The following is a 22,593-nucleotide window of genomic DNA, read 5'->3' as shown; positions in this document are numbered from 1 at the left end:
GCTTTGAAGCTTCAATATATCGTGACTAATTAGAGTAGTGATTTTAATTGTGACTCGCTAACATAGATTTGATATTGGGAAAACAGCAATGATAAATTTTGGGCTGAACTCAGCCAGTTTTCTGGCTCAGGTTAATTTTGGGGCAAATTCAGCCAGTATTCTAGGAATTTTCCTGGCTGTGGCTGGGGCAGCACTGTATTTTCTCCGCACTGTGCGCCCAGAATTGTCACGAGATCAAGATATCTTTTTTGCAGCAGTCGGCTTGCTTTGCGGCTTCATTCTTGTCTTTCAAGGATGGCGGCTTGACCCAATTTTACAATTTGGTCAATTGCTTTTAGTTGGTACAACTGTGTTTTTTGCAGTTGAAAGTATTCGCTTGCGGAGTATAGCTACCCAGCAAGCAAAGCGTAATACTCCGATTGTGGACGAAGACCGACCAGTTAGCGATCGCTATTCGTACAACGATCGCAGAAAGTATCAAGCTGAAATGGATGCAGATTTAGAACCACTGCCTTATGAAGACGAGGAAGAACGCCCAGTGCGTGCCCGGATTCGGGGTAGCAGGGATGAGATTTCCACTCGTGATAACTACTACGAGGAGCAACCCCCTCGTCGTTCAGAACGCCGCAACAACAGTAGTAGTGAAAGACAGGCTCCATCTGATAGAACGCGTCGGCGGACTTCTGGTCGTCCCGTGAATCGCCCTTCTGAAAGCTCTGAAGATGAAAATTGGGGCTCTTCATCTAGGCAAGTTGATGATTGGGAAAGTTCAGGTGGGGAAGTCAGAAAACCTTCTCGCCGTAGTAATAACGGGCCCCAGCGTCCCGAAAGTCGTGAAGATGATGTTTCTTCCAGACCGAGAAGGCGTCGTCCACCCGCTGACTCAACTCCTCGAAGACCGCGCGAAGATGATGATGCCATCCCAACTGATTATGTGCCATACAACCCAATTGAAAAACCAAATGAGGGATCAGATAATTTAACCGATTTTGATGATGATGTTTAAAACAGTTGGCGTGCAAGTAGGTTTAGAGGCGACGGAAAACAGTTGAGGTGGAAAAATTTACGCCTACATTTTGGCTCCAAAGACCAATTCATTGGAGCCTGGTTTTTGGTTTAACAAGTTTGCTTGTATCTTGTGGTACTAGCGATATTCCCATAGGGCCTACTTCTCTTAACAGTCGCTACACCGAGGAGCAACCTGCTTTGAGTGGAAATGGGCGCTTTTTAGCGTTTGTATCTAATCGCAATGGTAATCAGCAGCTACTAGTGTACGATTTGGAGAGGCAAGTTTTTATTGGCACACCGGGGATAAACCGACAAGAAACAATTGCTGAAAGTCCAAGTTTGAGCTACACAGGGCGTTATATTTCTTATCTTACTAGCGATCAAGGTAGACCAGTGGTAGCGCTTTACGATCGCGCTACGCAACAGTCGCAAATTGTCACACCAATTTATCGCGGCTGGGTCAGAAAACCAAATATAAGTCCAGATGGACGTTATGTTGTCTTTGAAACCGCCGCTCGTGGTCAGTGGGATATTGAAGTCCTAGACCGGGGGCCAAATATTGAGTTAGATATTCCCAACGGTGCAACCGTTGGTTCACCTCCGTAGGGGAGAAAGTTAGGAGTTAGGAGTTAGGAGTTGTGAGACTATTGACTAATTACTAATGACTAATTATATGAAACGTGTTTTTTTTATACCTGTATTTTTCTGTTTAAGTTTATTGACTGGATGTTTTGGCTACCCCCGTATTTTGAGTTATCCATTTGATCCGGGGGGTCGGAGTCTCAATAGTTTAGCGTCGGAATTAAACCCCCAAATTTCTGGGAGATACATTGTTTTTATTACTGACCGACGCGGTAGCCAAGATGTTTATATGTTTGATACGGTAAATCGTGATTTGGTTGATTTGCCAGGTTTAAATTCCTTTGATGCGATCGCAAATCATCCTAGCGTTTCACAAGATGGTCGTTATATTGTGTTTGCGGCTAGTCGTCAGGGGCGATCGGCTATTTTTCTCTACGACAGAGAAACACGCCAATCGCGGAATTTGACCAACAACCTGCAAGCCGAAGTCCGCAACCCTACAATTAGCGCTGATGGTAGCAGAATCGCTTTTGAGTCTAGTAATAATGGTCAGTGGGATGTTTTAGTATATGACCGTTACGGACAACCGTTGAATATACCTCAAGAACCGCGTTGAACTATAGGTAGAAGTTAATAGTTAGGAGTTAGGGGTTAGGAGTTAAAATTCCTCACTCCTAACTCCTCACTTCTAACTTTTGTTTTCTACTTGTTGCACAGATTCAATAAGCGATCGCACTTGTTCTGTACCCTCTGAAGCTTCAAATGATAGGGGAAACTTACCCCGAAGGATCATGCGCAAACCGAGGGGTGCAAGACTAAGTAATCCTTTTAAATCCTGAAAATAATTACCGACGACTTGTAAACCAAATTGGCGTTCATCAATCCAACCGCCTTCTTTAACTAAATCCACCAATACTTTTCGGTGACGAATTGAGCGACTATCGCTGGCTTGTTTTTGAGTGAGAATTTCTTGTTTAACTTTGGTGATTTGTTCTAATGGTGCAACTTCCATTGGACAAACTGAATCGCAGTACAAACAACGGGTGCAACCCCATACGCCTTTAGTAGCTTCGTTGTAGCTTGCTAAACGATTTTCGGTATCGCTATCGCGGGAGTCTGCTACCATTCGGTAAGCTTTGGCAAGGGCATGGGGGCCTACAAAGTCTGGATTAACTTCACGGGCGTTGCATTCAGAATAACAAGCACCGCACATAATACAGTTACCAGTTTGATCGAGGCGCGATCGCTCTTGTGGTGTTTGCAAAAACTCTCTTTCTGGTACTTGTCGTGCTACTGTACTCACATAAGGGGCAACTGCCTCTAGATTATTCCAAAAGCTGCTCATATCTACAACCAAATCTTTAATCACGGGCATATTGCCAAGAGGCGCGATCGTGATTTCAGCAATAGCATTTACTTTACTTGGGGATGATGGTATTTCTTGTAATCTGGCAAGTTCACTCCCAACATTTTCTTTACAAGCTAAAGCCGAACGCCCATTAATTCGCATAGCACAGCTACCACAAATAGTATTGCGGCAATTTTTGCGAAATGCTAAAGTTCCATCTTGCTCCCACTTAATCTGATTGAGGCAATCCAAGATTGTATTACCTGGTTCGGCCTCCACTAGATAGGTTTGCACAACAGGGGAGGAATTTTGTTGCTGTCGAATGACCTTAAAAATAACTTCCATAACTACTAACCAAAATTTTAAAATTACTTCACCAGCCTCAACAATCATGAGTCAAAGCAGGTAGTTGCGAAAAGTGAGTTATACTTTTTGCCCCTAATTCAAACCCTGGTGTTAATAGGCTGACGATTAAAGGGCGACTGATTCTTGTTTAAGGATAACCATTAAAATTTTACTTGTAGTAGCGTTGTAGGCAAGATTTTCGTCAAATTTTGAGTTAAAACGCCAAAAATGTAATCGCAGCTTTGCATTAAATTTCCCTGTTTGGAAATGTAAAGGAAAGAGGGTTTGCTTAAAAAGTAACTTAAGTTGATCTTTGACCTAGCGATCGTATCCAAATGAAATGTATGTGAAGTTAGCAACATGTCTTGATGTCAACTTGAGTCAAGCAGTCCTGACAGTAAAATTTCGTCAATTAGGTAGCGAAGGCGGGATTTTTTGATTATATAGAAGTGTGAAAGCCCATGTTTAATATATAGTAGTGGCAATCAAGCACTAGGCAGATGTTAAGAGATTTGTTCTTCCCATAGACAGACGTGCAAAATCCTCTGACTGCTTTTGACCTGAAGATAATAAACCGAGGAAAAATCCCCACCACTTTCAAAGAAAAGTTAGAGCACCGCGAAACCCGGAGGTGAGAGACTTTTCGCTTTTTGGCTTGCTCTCAATCAAGAAAATATGGGATTGAACTCATTGGTCAAAACTGCTCGTCTCAATTATATAAATTTTTATAAAAGCCAGATAGCAATGCTCACGCTTGCAAGAAAGGGTTAAGAAAATCGTCACTGCTTTTTTCTTCTTTTAGTCCAGGAATTTAAATAAAAATTTACCAGCAACTTTAATTCAAAATTAAACAACTATTTTGCTATTATTAGTCCATGCTAGTATTTAATATAAAATTACGAAGTAGCAAAACCAGAATCAATAGCCGTATCAGCGCGGTTACTACTGCTTTGTTGATTCGTAATGTAGAGACAAGAAAATTCGCGTCTCTACTGGTAGGACAAAAGGGTGTATGCCCGTAGGACTCTATTGAAATACTATGCTGTCCTAAGCTTGAGAGGACGAGTGGAGAAAACTCTACTTGCTCATTGCCAAGAAAGGCAAGCACTGAAAGTGAAAAACCTGCAATTTTTTGGGTCTACGACTTATTTGCAGTAGAACCTAACCCCATTTGTAAAGGTGGCTGAAAGTTACACCGCTACAGTAGCGCCAAAGGAGAAAATAGTTTTCTTTCTGATGGCGAATAATGGTTAAAAGTGCCGTAACATCACCAAAATTAATGTCTGTGGCAACTATGGCCTCTAGTTGGTTGTAGACAACCATATATAGAAGTGCTTTTGGCTCCTATCGGCAGGAATTCACCCGTTACACTAGGGTCTTCAGTAGCTCTATGCAAATGCTAAAAAATTAAATGCTGGCATGAGACTACATAGTTTATCAGTTTGGAGAGAGTAAGGAAAATTTGAGCATAATGACTGAAACTGCAACCGCGCCATTAACTGGAAAAGCACTACTTGCTAAAGTAAAAGAACTTTCCACATTACCACGCCGAGAAAGAGCTAAACAGTGCGGCTATTACACTGTTACTAAGAATAACCAAGTTCGTGTCAATCTCACCGATTTTTATGACGCTTTGCTGTCTGCTAGGGGAATTCCTCTAAGTCCAGAAGCACCTAAAGATGGTCGTGGTCGCGAACCGACATATCGGGTTAGTGTCCATCAAAATGGTCAGATTGTAATTGGTGCTACATATACCAAAGCAATGGGCTTGAAGGCTGGAGATGAGTTTGAAATTAGGCTGGGATACAAACATATTCACCTGATTCAACTAGGTGAAAGCGATAAAAAACTAACCTCACAAGATATAGATTCTGACGAATCAGACGAAGATTTGGAAGACGAAGAGTAAATTTGCTGATGGTAGGGATAAGTTTCAGTTGATGATAACTTGTCCTTACCCCAACAGCAAATTGGTAGCCAAGTAAAAAATACGATTAGACCCCTTGCAGAATTCACCAAATTTAGTAGAGTCTTGATTAATCAGCAAGAAATCTATAATGCAAGAAGTCTATCGTGTTTTTTTGTTTATTTTGATAACTTTCTTTAAGTCTTCGGTCAACGCCTTACTGGCGTTTATAGAAAATGCACCGCCACTAGTTATAGTGACGGCATTTTTTGTTTGCTGGATAGTTTGCTGGCTGCCAGTAGCAACAGTATCGGCAATATTGCTTAATTGGCAACCTCCTAAACCTTTACAGCCAGAGCAAAAAATGCCGTTATTGGTGTCACTTTACCTATTAGCTCCCCCGATCCTCTGGGGAGTTGCTTGGTTGACTAATAAATCTTTTTCAGATTACGGCTTTGTAGGCAATTTTTCAACTCTTGGTTTTTTAGCACTAGGTTTTAGTTTGGGAGTGCTGAGTCTAGCTATTGTATTTAGTGGACAATTCTGGTTAGGTTGGTGTTCTTTTGAAAAGTCGAATTTTAAGTTACTACTACCCATATTGCTACCAATTTTCTTGATAGCGTTGTTAGTCGGTGGGATAGAAGAGTTAGTTTTTCGCGGTTTCCTGTTCACAGAATTAGCACAGGATTACCCACTTTGGGTAGCAGCAGCAATTTCTAGCTTGATTTTTGCCTTTTTACACCTGATTTGGGAGCAACGCGAAACTGCACCCCAACTTCCTGGATTATGGCTGATGGGAATGGTGCTGGTATTAGCACGCTTTGCTACAAGTGGTAATTTGGGTTTAGCTTGGGGATTGCACGCAGGATGGGTATGGGCGATCGCTACCATAGATACAGCAGAACTAATTACTTACACAGGTAAAATCCCTGACTGGTTCACAGGTAAAAATAAAAAACCTCTAGCTGGCTTGGCGGGAATTATTTGTGTATTGGGAACTGGAGTAATTATCTGGTTCAACTCTTAAGTATTTTAATTTCCCATAGATGATGTCTGTAAACGCAGATCCCCGACTTCTCGAAGAAATCGGGGAACTAAATCCAACGATTTAGTAGGCACTATTCCACGCTACTAATCTTTCTTTAGTACTCAAAACTACTCAGACCTTCTGATTCTGTCAATTTCTCGTTGTAATTCTTCAATTTGGCGGCGTAAAATTTCTGTTTGATTTTCGGAAGATTCTGCTGAAACATTTACCGATCCAGAAGCAGGCGATCGCTGATAATTTCCTCGGCGAATTTGCTGATATTCTTCGGATACAGCCCACGTCCGTAAGTAATGCAAGCGTTCAACAGGGAAAGGATGACTCAACATCATACCCTGAGCGCCATTGTAGATCAAGAATTTATATATCTGATTCAGTCCATCCTCATCCAATGCCTGATAATTTTCTGACTGCTTGATAAACTCTTGTAAACTACATTCATTGGCATATTTGTTACTACCACCAGAGAGTTTCATCATCGTTGACATCACAGGATTCAAGTCATCCATCACTAGTAATGCAGCGCGATCTGACGATAACTCGGCTTTGCGCCGCCATTCAAAAAAGGCGTAAATCAAGCCTTGGGTAACAATATTACCGATGCCGAAGGTCAATTCTCCTAATGCCGAAGCAGCACTCATCGCCCACATCGCCATTTGAATTAAAATAGTATGACCACATTTAATATGCCCCAGTTCATGGGCTAGCACCGTCCGAATCTCGGCTTCGTCTAGTAAGTCTAGTATCCCTGTATTTATGACTATGTAAGGATTTTCTTGCCCCAGGGCATAGCTATTTACTTGGGGATTTTGCGAGACAAACAGTGTTGGTTCTGGGTAAATGTCCAAATCTCGGACGCATTCCCGAAACATCTGGTAAATAGTGGAATATTGACGCGGCCCGACTTGGATGCTGTTACCCATTAGATAGACTAATTGAGGGCGTTCGTAGATAAATTCCACAAATTTACGAGCGATTAAATCAAATCCTGGCAAATTTCGTAAAGCTTGCTCGGCTTGGCGATCTAGTGGATGCCTGAAGGCTTCGCTAGATATTCCTGTGTAAGTTGGCATAATTTAGGGTATTAGGTGATTGGTCATTAGACATTGGTCATTGGTCATTAGCAAAGGACAAATGACAAATAACAAGATAATAGAAATGGGGCAATTGGAAGTAAAAATCACTTTGTATGGAATTGAAAGCGTGTGATTGAGGCAGAAGTTCATTTGTCACTACATAACTTTTTGCGATCGCAAGCGGGGTTCCCTTCCTGGCCCCATCATTTGACGATGGCACGGTTGGTAGCACGCGCCTTGCGCCTGGGACGTAGCGCCCTAATTCAAGTAGGGGCAGTTAGTGGCTATCAAGGGCGGTATCGTACTAGTTTCGTAGCATCAGCCCTGATGTGGCATGGTCCTGTAATTATTGTTGCTCAAGAAACTGTGCAGCAACTTCTACTGCGGGTGGAAATTCCCCGGCTACAGCAATGGTTACCAACCAATAAATCAATTAGGACAGGTGATGCTTGGCCTGATGCTGAGTTCCAAGGGCTACTCTTAACTTCCCCAGAAGCTTGGTTAAAAGGACAATTGGCTGGTGGCTTACGCTTTCCCCAAGGCATCCCCACAATTATTGATGGGGTAGACGATCTCGAAGATTGGGTGCGTCATCAACTTACCCAAGATATTCAACCTGATGATTGGGATCAACTCATACTGGCTTGTCCCAACCAAGCTGAGGCAATTCGTGAAGCACGGATACAACTAACACACGAACTTTTTCAGCATCCTGCTAATCCATATCAGTGCTATCTAATTTCCCAGCCAGAAATAGAAATTTTAAATCGCCTGTATTTGGCTTTAGATCGAGCAAACCTCCCAGATAAGTGGAAAAATTTCTGGCAACAATTTCAAAACCTTGATGAAAATCTTTCCTCGTCTGCTTCCCCTCCTCTCTTCTGGGCGACTATTGCCCATCGACAAGGTTTATTTTCTTTGCACTACGCACCTATGGAATTAGGGGAAATACTCTCGCCGATTTGGCAGCGACAACCAGTAGTTTTAATTGGCAGCGCTATCGAACCGGAAACTGAGGCTCCCCTTTTTCGCCAGCGTTTGGGTTTGGACGATTTAACTTGCCTGAAGTTCTCCTCGGAAAGTCAAGCAGAAGCAATTCAACTGTATGTACCCTATAAGTTACCTCTACCCAACACGCCAGAATTTCAAGCGGCATTTATTCACAAAGTTCGCACACTGGTTTGTCTAAGTGCGACAGCACCAGGATTAACTGTTGTCTTAGTGGGGGATGTACCACTAAAGGCTCAAGTTGCGACAATTCTAGCTTCAGAGTTTGGTTCGCGGGTGCAAGTAGAAAAAACTTGTTTAGATGAAAATGGTATTTTGATTAGCGGTTGGGAATTTTGGCGAGAACATCAACGAGTCTTGCCAGCGCCCCATCTGTTAATTATTGCGACTTTGCCCCTACCATCTTTGGAAAATCCCCTGGTAGCTGGTAGGGTAGCTCTTTATAAGCGATCGCATCAAGATTGGTTCCGTTTATACTTGTTGCCAGCAGCTTTAAATGAATTACAACGAGCGATCGCTCCAGTACGAGAAAGTCAAGGAATTGTGGCTTTGCTGGATAGTCGTGTAGTTAACCGCAGCTACGGCGCTCAAATTCTCGCAGCTTTAAGTCCTCTGGCACGCATTAACTATCTCGATCCCAGCCTGTTTTCCAATACCGATGAGGAGAATTCTGCTTAAAATTCAGTTACCAGTGACGCCACTTGCTCCACTTGGGGAGACCCCAAGACCCTTTGGGTTCGGCAGTCTTCCAGACGCTCGTTCCTCGCTACCGCTAGCGCTAACGACGGAAACCGCCATCGCGCTTCGCATCTCCCCTTGGGAGAAGACGGGGGCTGCCTCACCGCAGTGGCTCCCCAATGCCCAATTTAAATTTTGTCAACCAAAGCGCGATCGCCTAAAAGCAAGCATTATTATCAGCTTATAGAAGGTGATGCGATTCATTGCCTTTCTGTAGGCATGATTCCTGGCAAAATAAATTTAGAACCTAAGTAGAATTTGAGTTGCTGATTATGGGTGAAGCAAAACGTCGTAAAACCACATTAGGGGAAACATACGGTAAAGAGACTCGGATCTTATCTTGGGTTCCAATCACAAAAACTCAAGGCGAACAATTTGTCACTTGGACTACTCGTGGTGCTTGGATAGGCATTGGTCTTATGGTTGTAGGATGGGCAACAATCCGTTTTATCGGCCCAGCTTTCGGTTGGTGGCAGGTAGTCTATTAATTCTTAATTCATAATTGAATTAGTTGGATATCTAGACTCCAACTAATTCAAGACTGCGAAAAAAGAGACAATAACGCCCAAGTGTCTCGCCAATAATTATGAAGTTAGCGCAACGGTAGGGAGTTCGCGTACCCTATGGGAAAGCAAGCTAGGCGTAGCCTCTTGTAAAAAGCATGATGACAAATTACGAACTAGTTAACTGAGTTATTAATAAAAAATAATTACTCATTTTAGATAGATAATCGAAATATATTATATATGCATTAAATTTGGCAAAACCAAATTAAGATAAGAATCCTTCTAAATTCATCGTGCTTTGATTCGTACAAGTTTTTGAAAATAATCCAAAAATACCTGAGAATATTGCCTAAATGGCAACATTGCTCTGCCGAGTTTAGGTATTGTCAGTGTTAAGTTTCCCATTGTGGATTCTACACTCACACTTGTCTACTATGTACGTTAGCTTGGTATAAACTATTGGATTTATCCCTTTGCAACTACTTAACCTATAATTCGCACTGTCATCTGCTTGACTTTATATATATATATAGGAGGAAAGAACTCGGTATAACTAATTATTTGTCTATACCAAAATCTACGTTAAAAACATAACAGATTAAACATCTAAGCAAGAGACAGTATAACGATGGAAAACTACATTATGGCGTTTAATAACAGTGTATTTGACTGCACATAACCAATAAAAACCAAATATGTAGCTTTTCTGTAGTTGACTAGTGCTAAATTTAAGTTACTCTTAAAGCGGATCTCTTACTCTAAGAATCTACCCTGACAGAAATGTATAAAGATATAGTTAAATTTAGCAATTCTGTCCGAGATTTTGAATTTACAAACTGAATAGTTTGATACGGCCCTCAAAATCCCGATCCACTACCCTAAACAAAGTAGTCAATTCACTACTCAATATCATCTGTCAGGTAATTGTAATGAATAGTTTACAATACCAATGGGTGAGAAAATCTAAAGAAAATATAAAAGAAACTCAAATTACTGTGGTGTCTGGAGGACAAAAGTGTTTCTGAGACTAGCACATCAACATCGACAATTCGTCCAAGACTTAGTAATGAACCTGCAAGCCTTGGCGATTGTATTAGAGCGTCGTGGGTATCCTGCATCCTGCTATACCTGTGGCGACCAAATGAACAGTGCATCGTTTATGGTTAGCTTGGGTGATAACCATCTGATTCGATTTTTAGTGTCAGATTACGGCATTACTTGGACGGAAATGCGGGATGACCGCGAATTAATGAAGCTAGAGGGTGCGGAGGCAATTAGCCAGCTAGACGAACTGGCCGATCTTGTCAAGCAATCTATGCAAAGTGATACAGGCTCTAAGACTCTAGCCAAAAAGTGTTGAGGTTTCAGAGATCGATAGCAAATTAAAACTTGATTATCGGTAACTGTTAATCAGTAATAGCGGCTTAGTTAGCGATCGCTCTTACCTATTTCTCCATTATCATCAAGTGATTGGCTATGGCTGGCCCATCGCATATTTTTTTGTATCTGCCAAACCCTTACGATCTTGATTTTCAGCCTCTAGCTAGAAGGTGTTAAAACACAGCAAAGTCAGAGGTTAGTTAGTTGAGCGCTCCTCTTTTGCCATAATTTCATCAAAACGCGATAACTTCTCTACGAGACACTGCGCGAATATCTAAAGTCCATTGCCAATTAAAATAAAAGGTGCCCAATAGTACGGATGACTAAAGTCATTAACTGCTGCTACGGGTGCATTATGACTTATTTCCTTCCAATTTCCAGTAATTAATGAGACTTGAGCTTGGCGTAAAGCTTCAGTTTTACTCAGCTTTTTAGTAGAGAGGATACCATAAAAAGCACTCATGAGTGCTTGCGTACCACCATCATCTACAGACCATAAAGAGGCGATCGCGGCTCTAGCGCCGGTTTGTTGCATCTGATAGCCAAAGCCCAAAATTTCTTCACCATTACCTAACTTGCCTCCCAAGCCGGTTTCACAGGCGCTCAATACTACCAAATCTACATTCGGAAGTGACCAAGTGGCGACATTTCTAAAATTAACGCGATCGCCATTTCCGAATAAAATAAACGAATCTTCTGGTTTACCGACCACAAAGGCTGCATGAGTCGCTAAATGGACAATTGTATAATCATCCATTTGGGGTACAGCGACTCTAGGAGTAAAGGCATCGTCTAAAAGCTTCGTAGTTTCAGGAACCGCAGCGGCTAGACTTTCCACCTCCCGCGTTGCAAAGGGTAAGCCAGCGAAAGCAACCTGTCGATTACCAACTTTGATTTGATAATTACCTTTAGTAAAAGCACCCGCTAAAACCCGCAAAGTAGATTGTTTTGGGGTGTTTAAGTTAGTCAGACTAGCCGATGTAATGTGATTCACATTAAAGCGCTGCACTAGCCATTGTTTGCCATCATATAAAGCAGTTAACGGGATGTAGCGTAACCGATCGTCTGGAGCGTAAATCAGAGTTTGCGTACCTGATAGCTTCAAGTCTTTCTCTATCGGTTTGATTAGCCAGTCATACAATTGGCGTGCAGGTGCTTTGACATTTCGACTGGGATTGATTAAAGCTTGGCGGAAAGCATCAATTGTTTGATAGAGGTTTTCGCGCTTGACAGCAACGGTGCGATGGATTGGTGGGGATTCAGGAGTTACCAATACCAATTCCAAACTGTCTTTTAAAATCAATGGGTAGAGTAATGCCGATTTTTGAGGTAATCGCGCCAAATTATCTCGAAGTTCGTTGAGACTTTCCAAATCCAAATTTTGCCGCCTAGCTGTACGGCTAATTTGCTCTACCTGTGCTTTCACGGAAGGACTATTGATAAATTGGTTAAATCCATCTAAAAGTTGCTGTTGATTTAAGACTAATTGCTCGATACGTTGTTTCTGTTCGGGCGATCGCTGTTGGGGGGAAATTTTCCGTAGTGTTGTCAGTTCTTTACCCAGCACAACAGCATTATCCACACTTTGATCCAACTTTTGTTTAATTGGTTTTTCTGTTGCCGCTATATTAATACCTTTGACAGTACGTTGATTACCTGGCACAGTCTGGAGATATTCCTCTAGTTCTTCAACTTTGAGTAAATCCATTGTCCTTTGTGCTTCGGCAACACGTTCTTGTTTCAGCAATCGTTCACCCAAAATGCGATATGTCTGGCTAACAGTTATGTTGTAAGCATCTGGTTGTGGCGCACTCAGTGCTGATGGATTCAAGCGAGCTTTCTCACGATTAATCAAACAATGCTTGTAGAAAAAAATTGCTAACTCTGGCTTATTTTGGATATCGAATAAGTAACCTATGTTACTGTATGTTTTGCCAAGTCGAACTAAATCCCCAAGTTCTTTGTTAATTAATAAGGCTTGCTGATAGGATCGAAGTGCTTCAGAATACTTTTTTTGGCTTTGGTAAATTCTGCCGATGTTGTTGAATGTTACCGCTTCCCAAGAGCGCTCTTTAAGGTCTCTGCTGATGGCTAATGCTTTCTGTAATTTCTGCAACGCTTCTTTCGATTGATCTTGCCGAGATTCTTTGATAGCTTCTTCGTTAAGCCTGGCAATTTCTGAGAGTTGATTATTCTTGGGTAAAGCTTGAGCTTTTTCTCCAGATTTGTACCTCAATCTTGCGTTTGTGTTTACCTGGTTATTGTTCGGGTATGCCATCCCAAAACCTAGTAAGCTAAGTAGAGATAAAGTAACAACACTCACATGCCGGAGATTAGGCTGCATAACAAAACACTCCCTATGCTCGGAAGGTAAATATTAAATCAATAAGTCCGGCAACGCAATTAATTTTTATGCTATTCAATAATTTGGAAAATTTATAGGTACTGAGAAAATTGAAGATGTCAGAAGAAGAACCTAGCCAACCAAAACTTCCACCAACCAGCGCTCTTGGCAATCCATCCAGTCACGAGTTTGGGAATTGGTTTGAATATCCTGTCAGAGTGCAACCCCACCACACAGACTATGCCGGTCTTGTCTGGCACGGTTCCTATATAGCTTGGATGGAAGAAGCGCGGATTGAATGTTTACGATCTATAGGGATTGAATTTGCTGATTTAGTCGCTATAGGCTGCGATTTACCAGTTGTAGAACTGTCGGTGCGCTATCACCGTTCAATTCAATTGGGTATGGCAGTGCTGGTAAAAACACGCATGGCTGAGGTCACAGGTGTCCGCATCAATTGGGATTATGCCATTGTCTCAACTGATGGACAAGAATTATACGTCACGGCTAAGGTGACATTAGTGGCTTTAGATCGCGAAAGAGGCAAGATTATGCGTCAATTGCCGCCGAGTTTTAAGGATGCCTTAGCCAAGATTTCAGCATTAAATAATGATTGACCAATAAAGGTTATCATTTCATATTTTATACTTCACTTTTGCTAATGAAAAGTGAAGTATAGATTGTTACTTTCCAGTTTGGATCTGTGACAGATTTTGAGCAAACTGCGTTACGTAATGCCAAATATCTTGTGGAGTAATGCCAAAACTAATATTTAATAAAACAAGGATTGCCGCAAGAGTTAATGCAGTACTCACGGTTGCTTTCAGCAACTTCCATAATATTATGAAGACTATCCAAGCTATAATCAACGTAATAATCATATATATTAATTCCTTAATAATTGCCCTTGTCTAAGAGTGGGTCGATTCAGAAAGGGTAAGCTTTGGTTTTGGTAAAAATCACTAGTATAAAAGATAATAAAACCAATTTTTAATATTCACTAAAATGGTTTTTTGTGATAATTAGCCTGGGGATATCTTACCGAAAAATGAGATAATTATTTATAGGCTACGCCGATCGTTTGCAAAGTTTTTGTAAATATTTTTAATTTGTTTTTGAAGATCAATTTATAGATATACATAAAAATTATGGCTGATCCGGAAGCCACTGGCTATCTTCAATAGATTACTTTTTATAGTTCGGTGAGTATGTCTTTGGCATCAAATGAAATAATTTCCATATTAATTGGATAAGAGGCTGGGGATTAGAGATTGGGGACTAGGCATCAATTTCTAATCCTCAGTCCAATGTGAACTGAAGGTTTTTATCGCAGAGAAATTATCCGCGAGTGAGTTTCTAACTTTTCAGTCGCTGTTAAAACTTCTTGCCTTGCCCATTGATCTGCTGCCAAAATGTCATCTAAAGAGGGATTAGCACGGTTATCATTTTGATGGCGATCGCACACCAATTCGATACACCGAGGAATATCTAAAAACCGAATTTTTTCATCTAAAAATAAAGCTACAGCTTGCTCATTGGCGGCATTCAACACCGCTGGCATCGAACCACCAGCTTTACCCACAGCATAAGCCAACTGCATACAAGGATACTTCTGGTGATCTGGTTCGCGGAAGGTTAAATTTCCAGCTTTGACTAAATCTAGTCGTTCCCAGTTGGTGTAGATGCGATCGGGCCAAGATAGAGCATACAGCAAAGGTAAGCGCATATCTGGCCAACCGAGTTGAGCTAAAACTGAAGTATCTTGCAGTTCAATCAGTGAGTGAATAATGCTCTGGGGATGAATGACAATTTCGATATCGTCATAATCCAAGCCAAACAGGAAGTGAGCTTCAATTACTTCCAATCCTTTATTCATCAAAGTAGCAGAGTCTACTGTGATTTTACGCCCCATCGACCAATTAGGATGCTTGAGAGCGTCAGCAACAGTTACATCTGCTAACTTTTCTACATCCCAATCACGGAAAGCTCCACCAGATGCAGTGAGCAAAATTTTCCGTAAGCCATCTTTGGGAACACCTTGCAGGCATTGAAAGATAGCGGAATGTTCGGAATCGGCAGGAAGTAATTTTACACCATGTTTTTCGACTAGGGGTAGAACCACAGGGCCGCCAGCAATCAGAGTTTCTTTGTTTGCTAAGGCAATATCTTTACCAGCTTCAATCGCTGCGATCGTGGGTAGCAAACCAGCACAACCAACGATCCCAGTGACAACAGTTTGGGCATCGCCGTAACGAGCGACTTCTATCACTCCGGCGTCGCCACCCAGTAGAATCGGTTGAGGATCGAGGTCAATGATAGCTTCTTTGAGCGCTGGTAATTTATCTTCTGAGCAAATGGCTGCTATTTCCGGCCGAAACTGCCGAATTTGAGTAGCTAACATCTCTACATTGTTCCCAGCTGCCAATCCCACAATCCGAAACCGATCTGGGTACTGAGTGACAATATCTAAAGTCTGAGTACCAATAGAACCAGTGGAACCAACGAGAGTAATCGCTTTCACAATTGCTTAAGGATTTACAAACAACTCTCACTATAAATTGCTTAGGACTCTTTAATCACAGCAATCACAATAATCGATACACTGATGCAAGAAAGAAAAGAAGTTTCCCCGTGCCCTTGTGCCTGCACCAGTTCCAATCCGTTAATTTCAACTCGATACGACTGTTAGCGAATAAGTAGGTAGACATAATTAAATGTAAGATAAAATTTTTGTTCATAGTGAGCAATTTTTCTCTCTATGTAAGATTCTCAAGGACTAAAGCCGCTTACTACGAGCTTTAATTTAATGAAGACGTTCTACTTAAAAGTACTAAAAGCGATTCTTATTTGAATGAGGTACACGGGTAGGGACACACAGCTTGCTGTGCGCTCCTGAGTGATTAATTTTTTCTTTCAGTATCTTTCCCCCAGTGATAACTGCTGTAACTAGACAAAAATTGTATTTATAAATACTATATTTTAAAGATAAATTCCGAGAAAATTGGCAAAAGTAACCAAATAGGAAATAATTTCAATTAATTGGTAATCTATCCAGTTTGTTAATTGTGTTGGTGGAGGAGTTAATATGCAAAAGATTACTCATAAACTGCTGTGTTACAGCCATAGGTAAAAAGATGCACAAAGGAGTTTGTTGAAGCACTCAACCCTATGGTCAAAGTTCAGATAGCTATAAAAAAAGTTTTATGGAAAAATAATTTCCTGTTTCCAGCAGCAATATGGTTTGGCAGTCGAATATTTATTTGGACAGCTATGTTGCTGGTTGCGCCAAAGTTACCATTACCCGCAGAGGAATTTTTGCCTCGTTTTAGCTGGGGGATTTTTGATGCCTGGGATAGTATACATTACCGTGCGATCGCAACTTCTGGTTATGAATTTGTGAATGACGGTAAGCAACACAATCTAGCCTTCTTTCCCCTATTTCCCTTAAGTATCTGGTTTTTGATGAAGTTGGGCTTACCGTTTGAATTGGCAGGCACTTTAGTCAACAACTTGGCATTTTTTGCAGCGCTTTACTGTTTGTACTTTTGGGTCAAGGATCGTCATGGCATCAATACAGCGCACTGGGTAACTGCTGTGCTTTCTTTGTATCCAGCTTCGATGTTTACGGGAGTGATTTACACAGAGGGGCTGTATTTGTTTTTGAGTACGGCGACTTTGCGGGCGTTCGATCGAAAGCAGTATGCCTGGACTGCTTTTTGGGGAGCAATGGCGACAGCAACACGTCCTACAGGTATGGCACTAATTCCAGCATTGGCGATCGCAGCCTGGAAAGAACGCCGACCACCCATTGCCTATATAGCTGGTTTGACTACCGCTATTGGCACACTTCTATTCAGTTTGTATTGTGCGATTTATTTTGGCAACCCTTTAGCTTTTATCGAAGCACAGCGGGGATGGAGACCAACTCTAGGGTTTGATTGGCAGGGTTGGTTAAATATGTTCATGCAAATTGCCGTTGGCAGTAAAAATTGGCAATTTGGCTGGGTTCAAAACTCCTCTGGTGCTATTCAAGACCCCTGGTATCTCTTGTTATTTGGCGCGCTCGTTGCCAGTGGCTATCTTTTATGGCATTTCCGTCAACGTTTTAGTTCTGTAAAATTATTTTATGGGTTTTATGGTTTAGTCTTATTTTTGTTGATTCAGGCAAGCGAACAGTGGATCAATAACTTCCTCAACTTGTTCATAGTCTTAGGTGGTGGCTATGTGTTGTGGCGCTTACACACACAACTGACCCCAGTTACGGTTATTTATGGCTTTTGTGGTATTGGTTTACTGTTGGCCTCTGGAGGCACTATTTCCTTGAGCCGTCTCGCCTACGGTATTGTGCCTTTGAACATAGCAATTGGTGTGCTGCTATCTCGCCATCCTCGTCAAGGATATTTAATATTGGGCGCTTTTGTGACACTACTAGCCAAAATAGCTGTAGGATTTGCCCAAGACCACTGGGTTGGTTAGAAGGTTTGATCCATATATTTGTATTTGGTTCTTTCTTGGTAAGAAGTTGAATTTAAATTTCCTAATGAATCTATCCAATCAAACGAAGATAGCCCTTGCTTCATTATTTATAGGTGTTGGTGCCATATCTTTTGGCTCTATTTTCGTAAGATTGAGTGAAACTGAACTTAGTCCCAATGCCACTGTATTTAATCGCCTTTGGCTTGGTAGTGCGATCTTCTTGCTCTGGAATGGATACAAGAGGATTCGTCAGCAACTTTCCTTAGAAAAACCTGTACAACAGCAGCCCTACACCAGTCAGGATCTGTGGCTATTGCTTGGTGCTGGTATTTTTTGGGCTGCTACTTTAGTCTTCTTGGCTTGGTCGCTGACTCAAACTAGCGTTGCGATCTCTAGTGTCTTACATAATCTCGCCCCGATATTTACTAGTTTAGGGGTTTGGCTATTATTTCGTAAGGGTTTTGAGAAGCAATTCCTGATTGGCATGGTCATCGCCCTTGGGGGAGCGATCGCCATTGAATTTGAGGAGCTGCAAATTGCCACAGGCGAAATTAAAGGAGGGTTGGCTGCAATTATTTCGGCGATTTTCTTGAGTGCATACCTGCTGATCGTAGAAAAATTACGAACCAAATTTTCTCCGGCGACAATTCAGTTGTGGATCTGTGCGATCGCGGCTCTAGCTATCTTCCCCATACTTTTGTTCACTCAAGATCGGCTTTTCCCCTCTACAGTCAGTGGGTGGCTATGGGTAATTTTCCTGGCGCTGATTTGCCAAGTTTTAGGTCATGGGCTTTTGACCTATAGCCTTGCTAGGTTTTCCTCTGTGGTTGTGTCCTTGGTGCATCTGTTAGAGCCAGTATTGAGCGGCATTTTCGCTCTGGTAATTTTTTCAGAAAAATTAACTTTCTCCAATTGGATAGGTTTCGCTGTAGTTTTAATGGGTTTATACTTAGCCGTATCTAGCCAAGCTGCTGTTAATTACCCGTTCCAGGAATCAGTCAACAATATAGTTAACACTTTCGTTAAAAGTATGACGATTAAACTGTCATTACTAAAGCAACAATTCTCCGAAACACCAGCTTTATTAGGAACTGTCTCATTATTGTTTGCTCTCATTCCCATATCTTTAGCACCATCTCTGACCAAATTGTGTCAACAAGAAATTGGTGCAAATGCTGTAGTGTTTCATCGCAGTTGGATTGCAACAGTTGTCTTTGGTTTGTGGAATGGACTTGAGGCTTTCCGCTACCAACAATCTATTGAAGGAGACAGGAAGCAGGAGATAGATAGCGTAGCGTTAGCGAGTCCGCAAGCGTCAGGCAGTGTTACTCCTGCCTTGCTTGATAATCAATCCATAGAACAGAAGCCTTTTACAAGTCAAGAAGTGTGGCTATTGTTGGCAATGGGAACCTCTGCTGGAACCTACCTTCTATTGTGGGCTTGGTCGCTGAGTCAAACTAGTGTTGCCAACGTAGCTTTATTGTCTAATTTGAACTCCTTATTTGTTGCTTTGGCTGGGTATTTGTTATTTGGTCGGCGTTTCGACAACAGATTCGTGATTGGTCTGGTCATAGCCTTGGGGGGAGCGATCGCATTTGAACTCAATAAGGTGCAATTTGCAACCGATCAAATACTAGGTGATGCATTAGCATTGCTAACTGCGGTTTTCATGGCTACGTGTATGCTGCTGATAGAAAAACTCCGAACCAGATTTAGTACTGCAACTATCATGCTGTGGCGCTGTGGAGTGACAACAATGTTTCTACTACCAGTGCTACCATTCCTCGAAAATAGACTATTTCCCTATTCCTGGACGGGTTGGTTTTTCATCATTTTCCAAGCTCTTTTCTGTCAAGTGCTGGGTCAGGGACTTTTAGCTTATAGCCTCAGTAGAATATCTTCAGGCGTTGTCGCTGTCACACTTCTTCTAGAACCAGTTTTAGCTTCCATTTTTGCTTGGTTCATTTTTTCAGAACAAGTAGGTTTGTTTGATTGGGCTACTTTTGCCGTAGTTTTAGCGGGTATCTATCTAGCCCAATCGAGTCAATCGATTCTTCAAGTAACAAATGAAGGCTCGTAGTAGCACGAGGGACTTCCAAATAAAAAACTATCCCATCGCTTTTAGGGCAGGGGGAGGAAAAGTCGTTGTGATTCCAAAAATTGGATAATTTATACCAATTTGAAAAAAGAATGCGACAAATAGACCATTTGTAGAGACGCGATGAATCGCGTCTTTACCCAAGGGTGTGTTGCAATCATTAATTGAATTGGTATTACATATTTAACTTATGGTGAAATCAGTGTAAATCCTTTAGCCGATCCGATAATTTTACTACCAGTTAAATTGATTTGCTGCAAAGCCCCATTGTCTAACAGTAAATAAGATTTATTAGATAACATTTGTTGTAAAGTTGGGACAGGTGCAGGAGTTACCTTGCAATCACAGTAAAAGTTTAAACTAGGACGCCCATAAGCAAAAGAAGTATAAATTTGTGTTCCTGTTGAAACATTTGACCGAATTAATTCTGCTACTGGTTTAACTGGAAAAGCTTCCTTTAATTCCCAAATCCATGATTGCGAACTCATTAATAGTGCTAAAACTAAGTACATCCCAGAAAATAAGACTGGAATAAAGTTGCGATCGCGTTGTCTAATTAACCATACTGCGATGCTCATACTTATTGCCAAAACAATGCTCATGACTATGAGACTAGGTTCTTTCTTGGCAACAATAAAGTAAACACAACCTCCTAAACCAGCAATGGCGATAATAGCCAGAAATATTGTCAAACTTCGCACCTTAAAATGACCATACTGCCAAATGTCGCTAAGTTTAGCACCAATCGCCAAAGCTAAAAATGGATATACAGGCATAACATACCACGGGAGCTTAGTTCTCATTAAAGAGATAGTTACTAAGTAAATAATTGTGCCAATAATAATTAAACTACCCCAGGAAGTATGACGTTTTTTCCAAGCTAGATAAAAACCTCCTGGTAAAAATAATAGCCAGGGAAAACTATACTTGATTAACTCAATTAAATAGTACCAAGGTGGCCCACTATGACCTTCAACAGGTTGTGTAAGGCGATCAAAAGTTTGTGTTTGAAAGTTCACTTGGAAGAAAGTTTCGCCGTAATGTTGCCATTGAGCAACAAACCAAGCGATCGCAGGTGCATTTCCTAAAAACATTCCTACTAATAAATAGGGGCTTGTTAACAAAGCAAACTGCCGATCTGCAATCAGGAATAAAAAAGCGATCGCTCCTAGCGGTAAAACTATCATCCCTTTCGTGAGAGTGATTAACCCTAGACAAAATCCCACACCTAGAGCGTACCGACGATTCTGACGTGCTTTTAGCAAACAAAATAACAACAGCAAGAAAAAGGTAATAGTTGTACCATCTAGCATTGCGAGCCTTCCGTGACGCAGCACAGGCAACATTGTCAGGTAAACTAAAGCGCTAAACAGAGCTGGTAAACTTTGGTTAAAAAGCAAACATCCCACCAAGTAAAGCAAAGGCACTCCCAAGGCAGTTAACACTGCACTAGGTAGACGCGTTGTCCACTCATTTACGCCTGCGATCGAGTAAGTCCAAGCAATTAATAAGTGCATCAGGGGTGGCTTATTATGATAAGGTTCCCCTCCCAAGGTGGGGTAAAGCCAATGCATTGAACCAAGCGGGGCACGCCAAATTTCACGGGCAACCTGTGCCACAGTACCTTCATCCCAATCTCGCAAAGGGGAGTTTCCCAAAAATATCAGCCATAGAAATAGAGATATTATTAGTAAGCTGAATAACCATTCTTTTTCTTGGAATAGACGCATATCTAAAATCGGGATAATCATCTCAACCCTCTAGGATATCCCAACTAAAGCTTGCTTTATCCCTCCTTTTGCTGAAACTGGCTCAATAACCAAGTTCCAACTTCAGATTGACTCATTTCACGACTTTGGCGTAAAGCTTCTTCTAAAATTGCAATTACCAATCCAGGCAATACCTGTGATTCTTGAATACGTTTACTGCCTCGATCTGCGATCGCATAAGCTATAATTTCGGCATTTTGGACATCCACTACCCAGTATTCAGCAATACCCAATTCTTCATAGAGCGATCGCTTTGTACCCAAATCATCCAACAGAGATGTTTTCGCAATTTCAATCACTAAATCCGGTGCAGGATAGCGATCGAGGTTGACAATTCCTGTACCTGCTGGGATAGCTTGGGCGTGTTCTCTGAGGTAATACGCTACATCCGGCTGACAATCCTGAACTCCAGTTTTACGAAAAGTCGTTGTGTCTAAACCTGTCGCCAGTATTCCTTTAAGTGCTGCGAATAGAGTCACTGCAAAAATAATTACAACATGGTCTTTACCATGATCAAAACTAACTGGTGCCATCTCCAGCCTCATGTGCCCCTTATAGTAGTAACTCTTTGCCTTCTCGTTGAGCAAGTTGGTAACTATCTGCTCATACTCCTCCCAAGAAGCACAAATCCATGTATCTGTCGGTAACTGGGTCTGAGTTTCACTCATTGCCTAACCCTTATGCGTTTCTGTTTCTGATAGTAATCAAATCTCCTAGCTAAATCAGTAGGTAGTTTTTGCCATTCTTCATCAGGGACTTGGGCGGAGATTTCAGCTACCAGTTCCCAAATAGACACAGCATCGGGGTCAAAGGAAAGTTCACTTAATTTGGATATCTCGCTAAACTTGATGGTAGTTGACAGGTTTTCAGAACTATCTAACGGAGATATCGGCGTATGTTCAGGTTGAAAATTTTGTTTTACCATTCTATTAATTTTACCTGCTTCTTAGATATCTGAGTCTGG

Annotated in this window: 21 protein-coding genes; 12 read left to right on the top strand and 9 right to left on the bottom strand. The window is 41.5% G+C overall.

The window, feature by feature from the left end:
• The first annotated feature begins 88 nt into the window (after nt 1-88).
• The 3 genes from V7K53_RS22665 to V7K53_RS22655 all read left to right on the top strand — a co-directional run bounded on the left by V7K53_RS22665 (nt 89) and on the right by V7K53_RS22655 (nt 2,206).
• Complete coding sequence (locus V7K53_RS22665; protein WP_335199800.1) at nt 89-1,006, top strand: Ycf66 family protein; 918 nt, start codon at nt 89-91, stop codon at nt 1,004-1,006.
• 47 nt (nt 1,007-1,053) lie between these two features.
• Nucleotides 1,054-1,614, top strand: a complete 561-nt coding sequence (locus V7K53_RS22660) for a TolB family protein (protein ID WP_335199799.1) — start codon at nt 1,054-1,056, stop codon at nt 1,612-1,614.
• A 67-nt stretch (nt 1,615-1,681) separates the two neighbouring features.
• A complete protein-coding gene (locus tag V7K53_RS22655) occupies nt 1,682-2,206 on the top strand; it encodes a TolB family protein (RefSeq protein ID WP_335199798.1) in 525 nt (174 codons plus the stop codon).
• Between the two features lie 72 nt (nt 2,207-2,278).
• Here the strand turns inward: V7K53_RS22655 and V7K53_RS22650 are convergent, their stop codons facing one another.
• Together V7K53_RS22650 and V7K53_RS22645 are read right to left on the bottom strand one after the other, a co-directional pair.
• Nucleotides 2,279-3,283 (bottom strand): succinate dehydrogenase/fumarate reductase iron-sulfur subunit, encoded by a 1,005-nt coding sequence (locus V7K53_RS22650; protein WP_335199825.1) that lies wholly within the window; start codon nt 3,281-3,283, stop codon nt 2,279-2,281.
• A 1,161-nt stretch (nt 3,284-4,444) separates the two neighbouring features.
• Entirely contained in the window at nt 4,445-4,606 is a 162-nt protein-coding gene (locus V7K53_RS22645) for a hypothetical protein (protein WP_289796451.1), read from the bottom strand.
• Between the two features lie 148 nt (nt 4,607-4,754).
• Between V7K53_RS22645 and V7K53_RS22640 the strand changes: the two genes are divergently transcribed.
• Together V7K53_RS22640 and V7K53_RS22635 are read left to right on the top strand one after the other, a co-directional pair.
• Entirely contained in the window at nt 4,755-5,192 is a 438-nt protein-coding gene (locus V7K53_RS22640) for an AbrB family transcriptional regulator (RefSeq protein WP_094350106.1), read from the top strand.
• A 148-nt stretch (nt 5,193-5,340) separates the two neighbouring features.
• A complete protein-coding gene (locus tag V7K53_RS22635) occupies nt 5,341-6,216 on the top strand; it encodes a CPBP family intramembrane glutamic endopeptidase (protein ID WP_335199797.1) in 876 nt (291 codons plus the stop codon).
• A gap of 128 nt (nt 6,217-6,344) precedes the next feature.
• Here V7K53_RS22635 and V7K53_RS22630 read toward each other — a convergent pair whose 3' ends face one another.
• Nucleotides 6,345-7,307 (bottom strand): M48 family metallopeptidase, encoded by a 963-nt coding sequence (locus V7K53_RS22630; RefSeq protein WP_335199796.1) that lies wholly within the window; start codon nt 7,305-7,307, stop codon nt 6,345-6,347.
• 132 nt (nt 7,308-7,439) lie between these two features.
• Between V7K53_RS22630 and V7K53_RS22625 the strand changes: the two genes are divergently transcribed.
• The 4 genes from V7K53_RS22625 (at nt 7,440) to V7K53_RS22610 (ending at nt 10,922) form a co-directional block, all read left to right on the top strand.
• Nucleotides 7,440-8,996 (top strand): ATP-dependent DNA helicase, encoded by a 1,557-nt coding sequence (locus V7K53_RS22625; RefSeq protein WP_335199795.1) that lies wholly within the window; start codon nt 7,440-7,442, stop codon nt 8,994-8,996.
• A gap of 13 nt (nt 8,997-9,009) precedes the next feature.
• Complete coding sequence (locus V7K53_RS22620) at nt 9,010-9,243, top strand: hypothetical protein (RefSeq protein WP_335199794.1); 234 nt, start codon at nt 9,010-9,012, stop codon at nt 9,241-9,243.
• 85 nt (nt 9,244-9,328) lie between these two features.
• Complete coding sequence (locus V7K53_RS22615; protein WP_194040700.1) at nt 9,329-9,544, top strand: DUF2839 domain-containing protein; 216 nt, start codon at nt 9,329-9,331, stop codon at nt 9,542-9,544.
• A gap of 1,033 nt (nt 9,545-10,577) precedes the next feature.
• The gene (locus tag V7K53_RS22610; RefSeq protein ID WP_335089673.1) at nt 10,578-10,922 is read left to right on the top strand and encodes a DUF1815 family protein; all 345 of its coding nucleotides are present in this window, start codon (nt 10,578-10,580) and stop codon (nt 10,920-10,922) included.
• Between the two features lie 294 nt (nt 10,923-11,216).
• Here V7K53_RS22610 and V7K53_RS22605 read toward each other — a convergent pair whose 3' ends face one another.
• Entirely contained in the window at nt 11,217-13,286 is a 2,070-nt protein-coding gene (locus V7K53_RS22605; RefSeq protein WP_335199793.1) for a CHAT domain-containing protein, read from the bottom strand.
• Nucleotides 13,287-13,402: 116 nt separating this feature from the next.
• Here V7K53_RS22605 and V7K53_RS22600 point away from each other — a divergent pair, with 116 nt between their 5' ends.
• Complete coding sequence (locus V7K53_RS22600; protein WP_335199792.1) at nt 13,403-13,903, top strand: acyl-CoA thioesterase; 501 nt, start codon at nt 13,403-13,405, stop codon at nt 13,901-13,903.
• A 66-nt stretch (nt 13,904-13,969) separates the two neighbouring features.
• Here V7K53_RS22600 and V7K53_RS22595 read toward each other — a convergent pair whose 3' ends face one another.
• Both V7K53_RS22595 and V7K53_RS22590 read right to left on the bottom strand, forming a co-directional pair.
• Complete coding sequence (locus V7K53_RS22595; RefSeq protein ID WP_118162507.1) at nt 13,970-14,167, bottom strand: hypothetical protein; 198 nt, start codon at nt 14,165-14,167, stop codon at nt 13,970-13,972.
• A 443-nt stretch (nt 14,168-14,610) separates the two neighbouring features.
• Nucleotides 14,611-15,807, bottom strand: a complete 1,197-nt coding sequence (locus V7K53_RS22590) for a 1-deoxy-D-xylulose-5-phosphate reductoisomerase (RefSeq protein WP_335199790.1) — start codon at nt 15,805-15,807, stop codon at nt 14,611-14,613.
• A gap of 647 nt (nt 15,808-16,454) precedes the next feature.
• Between V7K53_RS22590 and V7K53_RS22585 the strand changes: the two genes are divergently transcribed.
• Together V7K53_RS22585 and V7K53_RS22580 are read left to right on the top strand one after the other, a co-directional pair.
• The gene (locus tag V7K53_RS22585; RefSeq protein ID WP_335199789.1) at nt 16,455-17,762 is read left to right on the top strand and encodes a mannosyltransferase family protein; all 1,308 of its coding nucleotides are present in this window, start codon (nt 16,455-16,457) and stop codon (nt 17,760-17,762) included.
• Nucleotides 17,763-17,826: 64 nt separating this feature from the next.
• The gene (locus tag V7K53_RS22580; RefSeq protein ID WP_335199788.1) at nt 17,827-19,842 is read left to right on the top strand and encodes a DMT family transporter; all 2,016 of its coding nucleotides are present in this window, start codon (nt 17,827-17,829) and stop codon (nt 19,840-19,842) included.
• A 206-nt stretch (nt 19,843-20,048) separates the two neighbouring features.
• On the opposite strand, the gene V7K53_RS22575 is transcribed toward V7K53_RS22580, so the two are convergent.
• From V7K53_RS22575 to V7K53_RS22565, 3 genes are read right to left on the bottom strand one after another with little or no spacing between them, the layout of a single operon-like run.
• Nucleotides 20,049-21,590 carry an ArnT family glycosyltransferase gene (locus V7K53_RS22575; protein WP_335199824.1) on the bottom strand — a complete coding sequence of 514 codons (1,542 nt, stop codon included), beginning with the start codon at nt 21,588-21,590 and terminating at the stop codon, nt 20,049-20,051.
• A gap of 56 nt (nt 21,591-21,646) precedes the next feature.
• A complete protein-coding gene (locus V7K53_RS22570) occupies nt 21,647-22,297 on the bottom strand; it encodes a Uma2 family endonuclease (RefSeq protein ID WP_335199787.1) in 651 nt (216 codons plus the stop codon).
• Nucleotides 22,294-22,554, bottom strand: coding sequence for a hypothetical protein (locus V7K53_RS22565; protein ID WP_335199786.1), 261 nt, complete (start codon nt 22,552-22,554; stop codon nt 22,294-22,296). Before V7K53_RS22565 ends, V7K53_RS22570 begins: the two co-directional genes overlap by 4 nt.
• Nucleotides 22,555-22,593 lie beyond the last annotated feature (39 nt).

This window comes from Nostoc sp., assembly GCF_036917355.1.
In the GTDB taxonomy this organism is placed as follows: Bacteria; Cyanobacteriota; Cyanobacteriia; order Cyanobacteriales; family Nostocaceae; genus Nostoc.
This window is presented reverse-complemented; position numbering and strand designations above follow the sequence as displayed.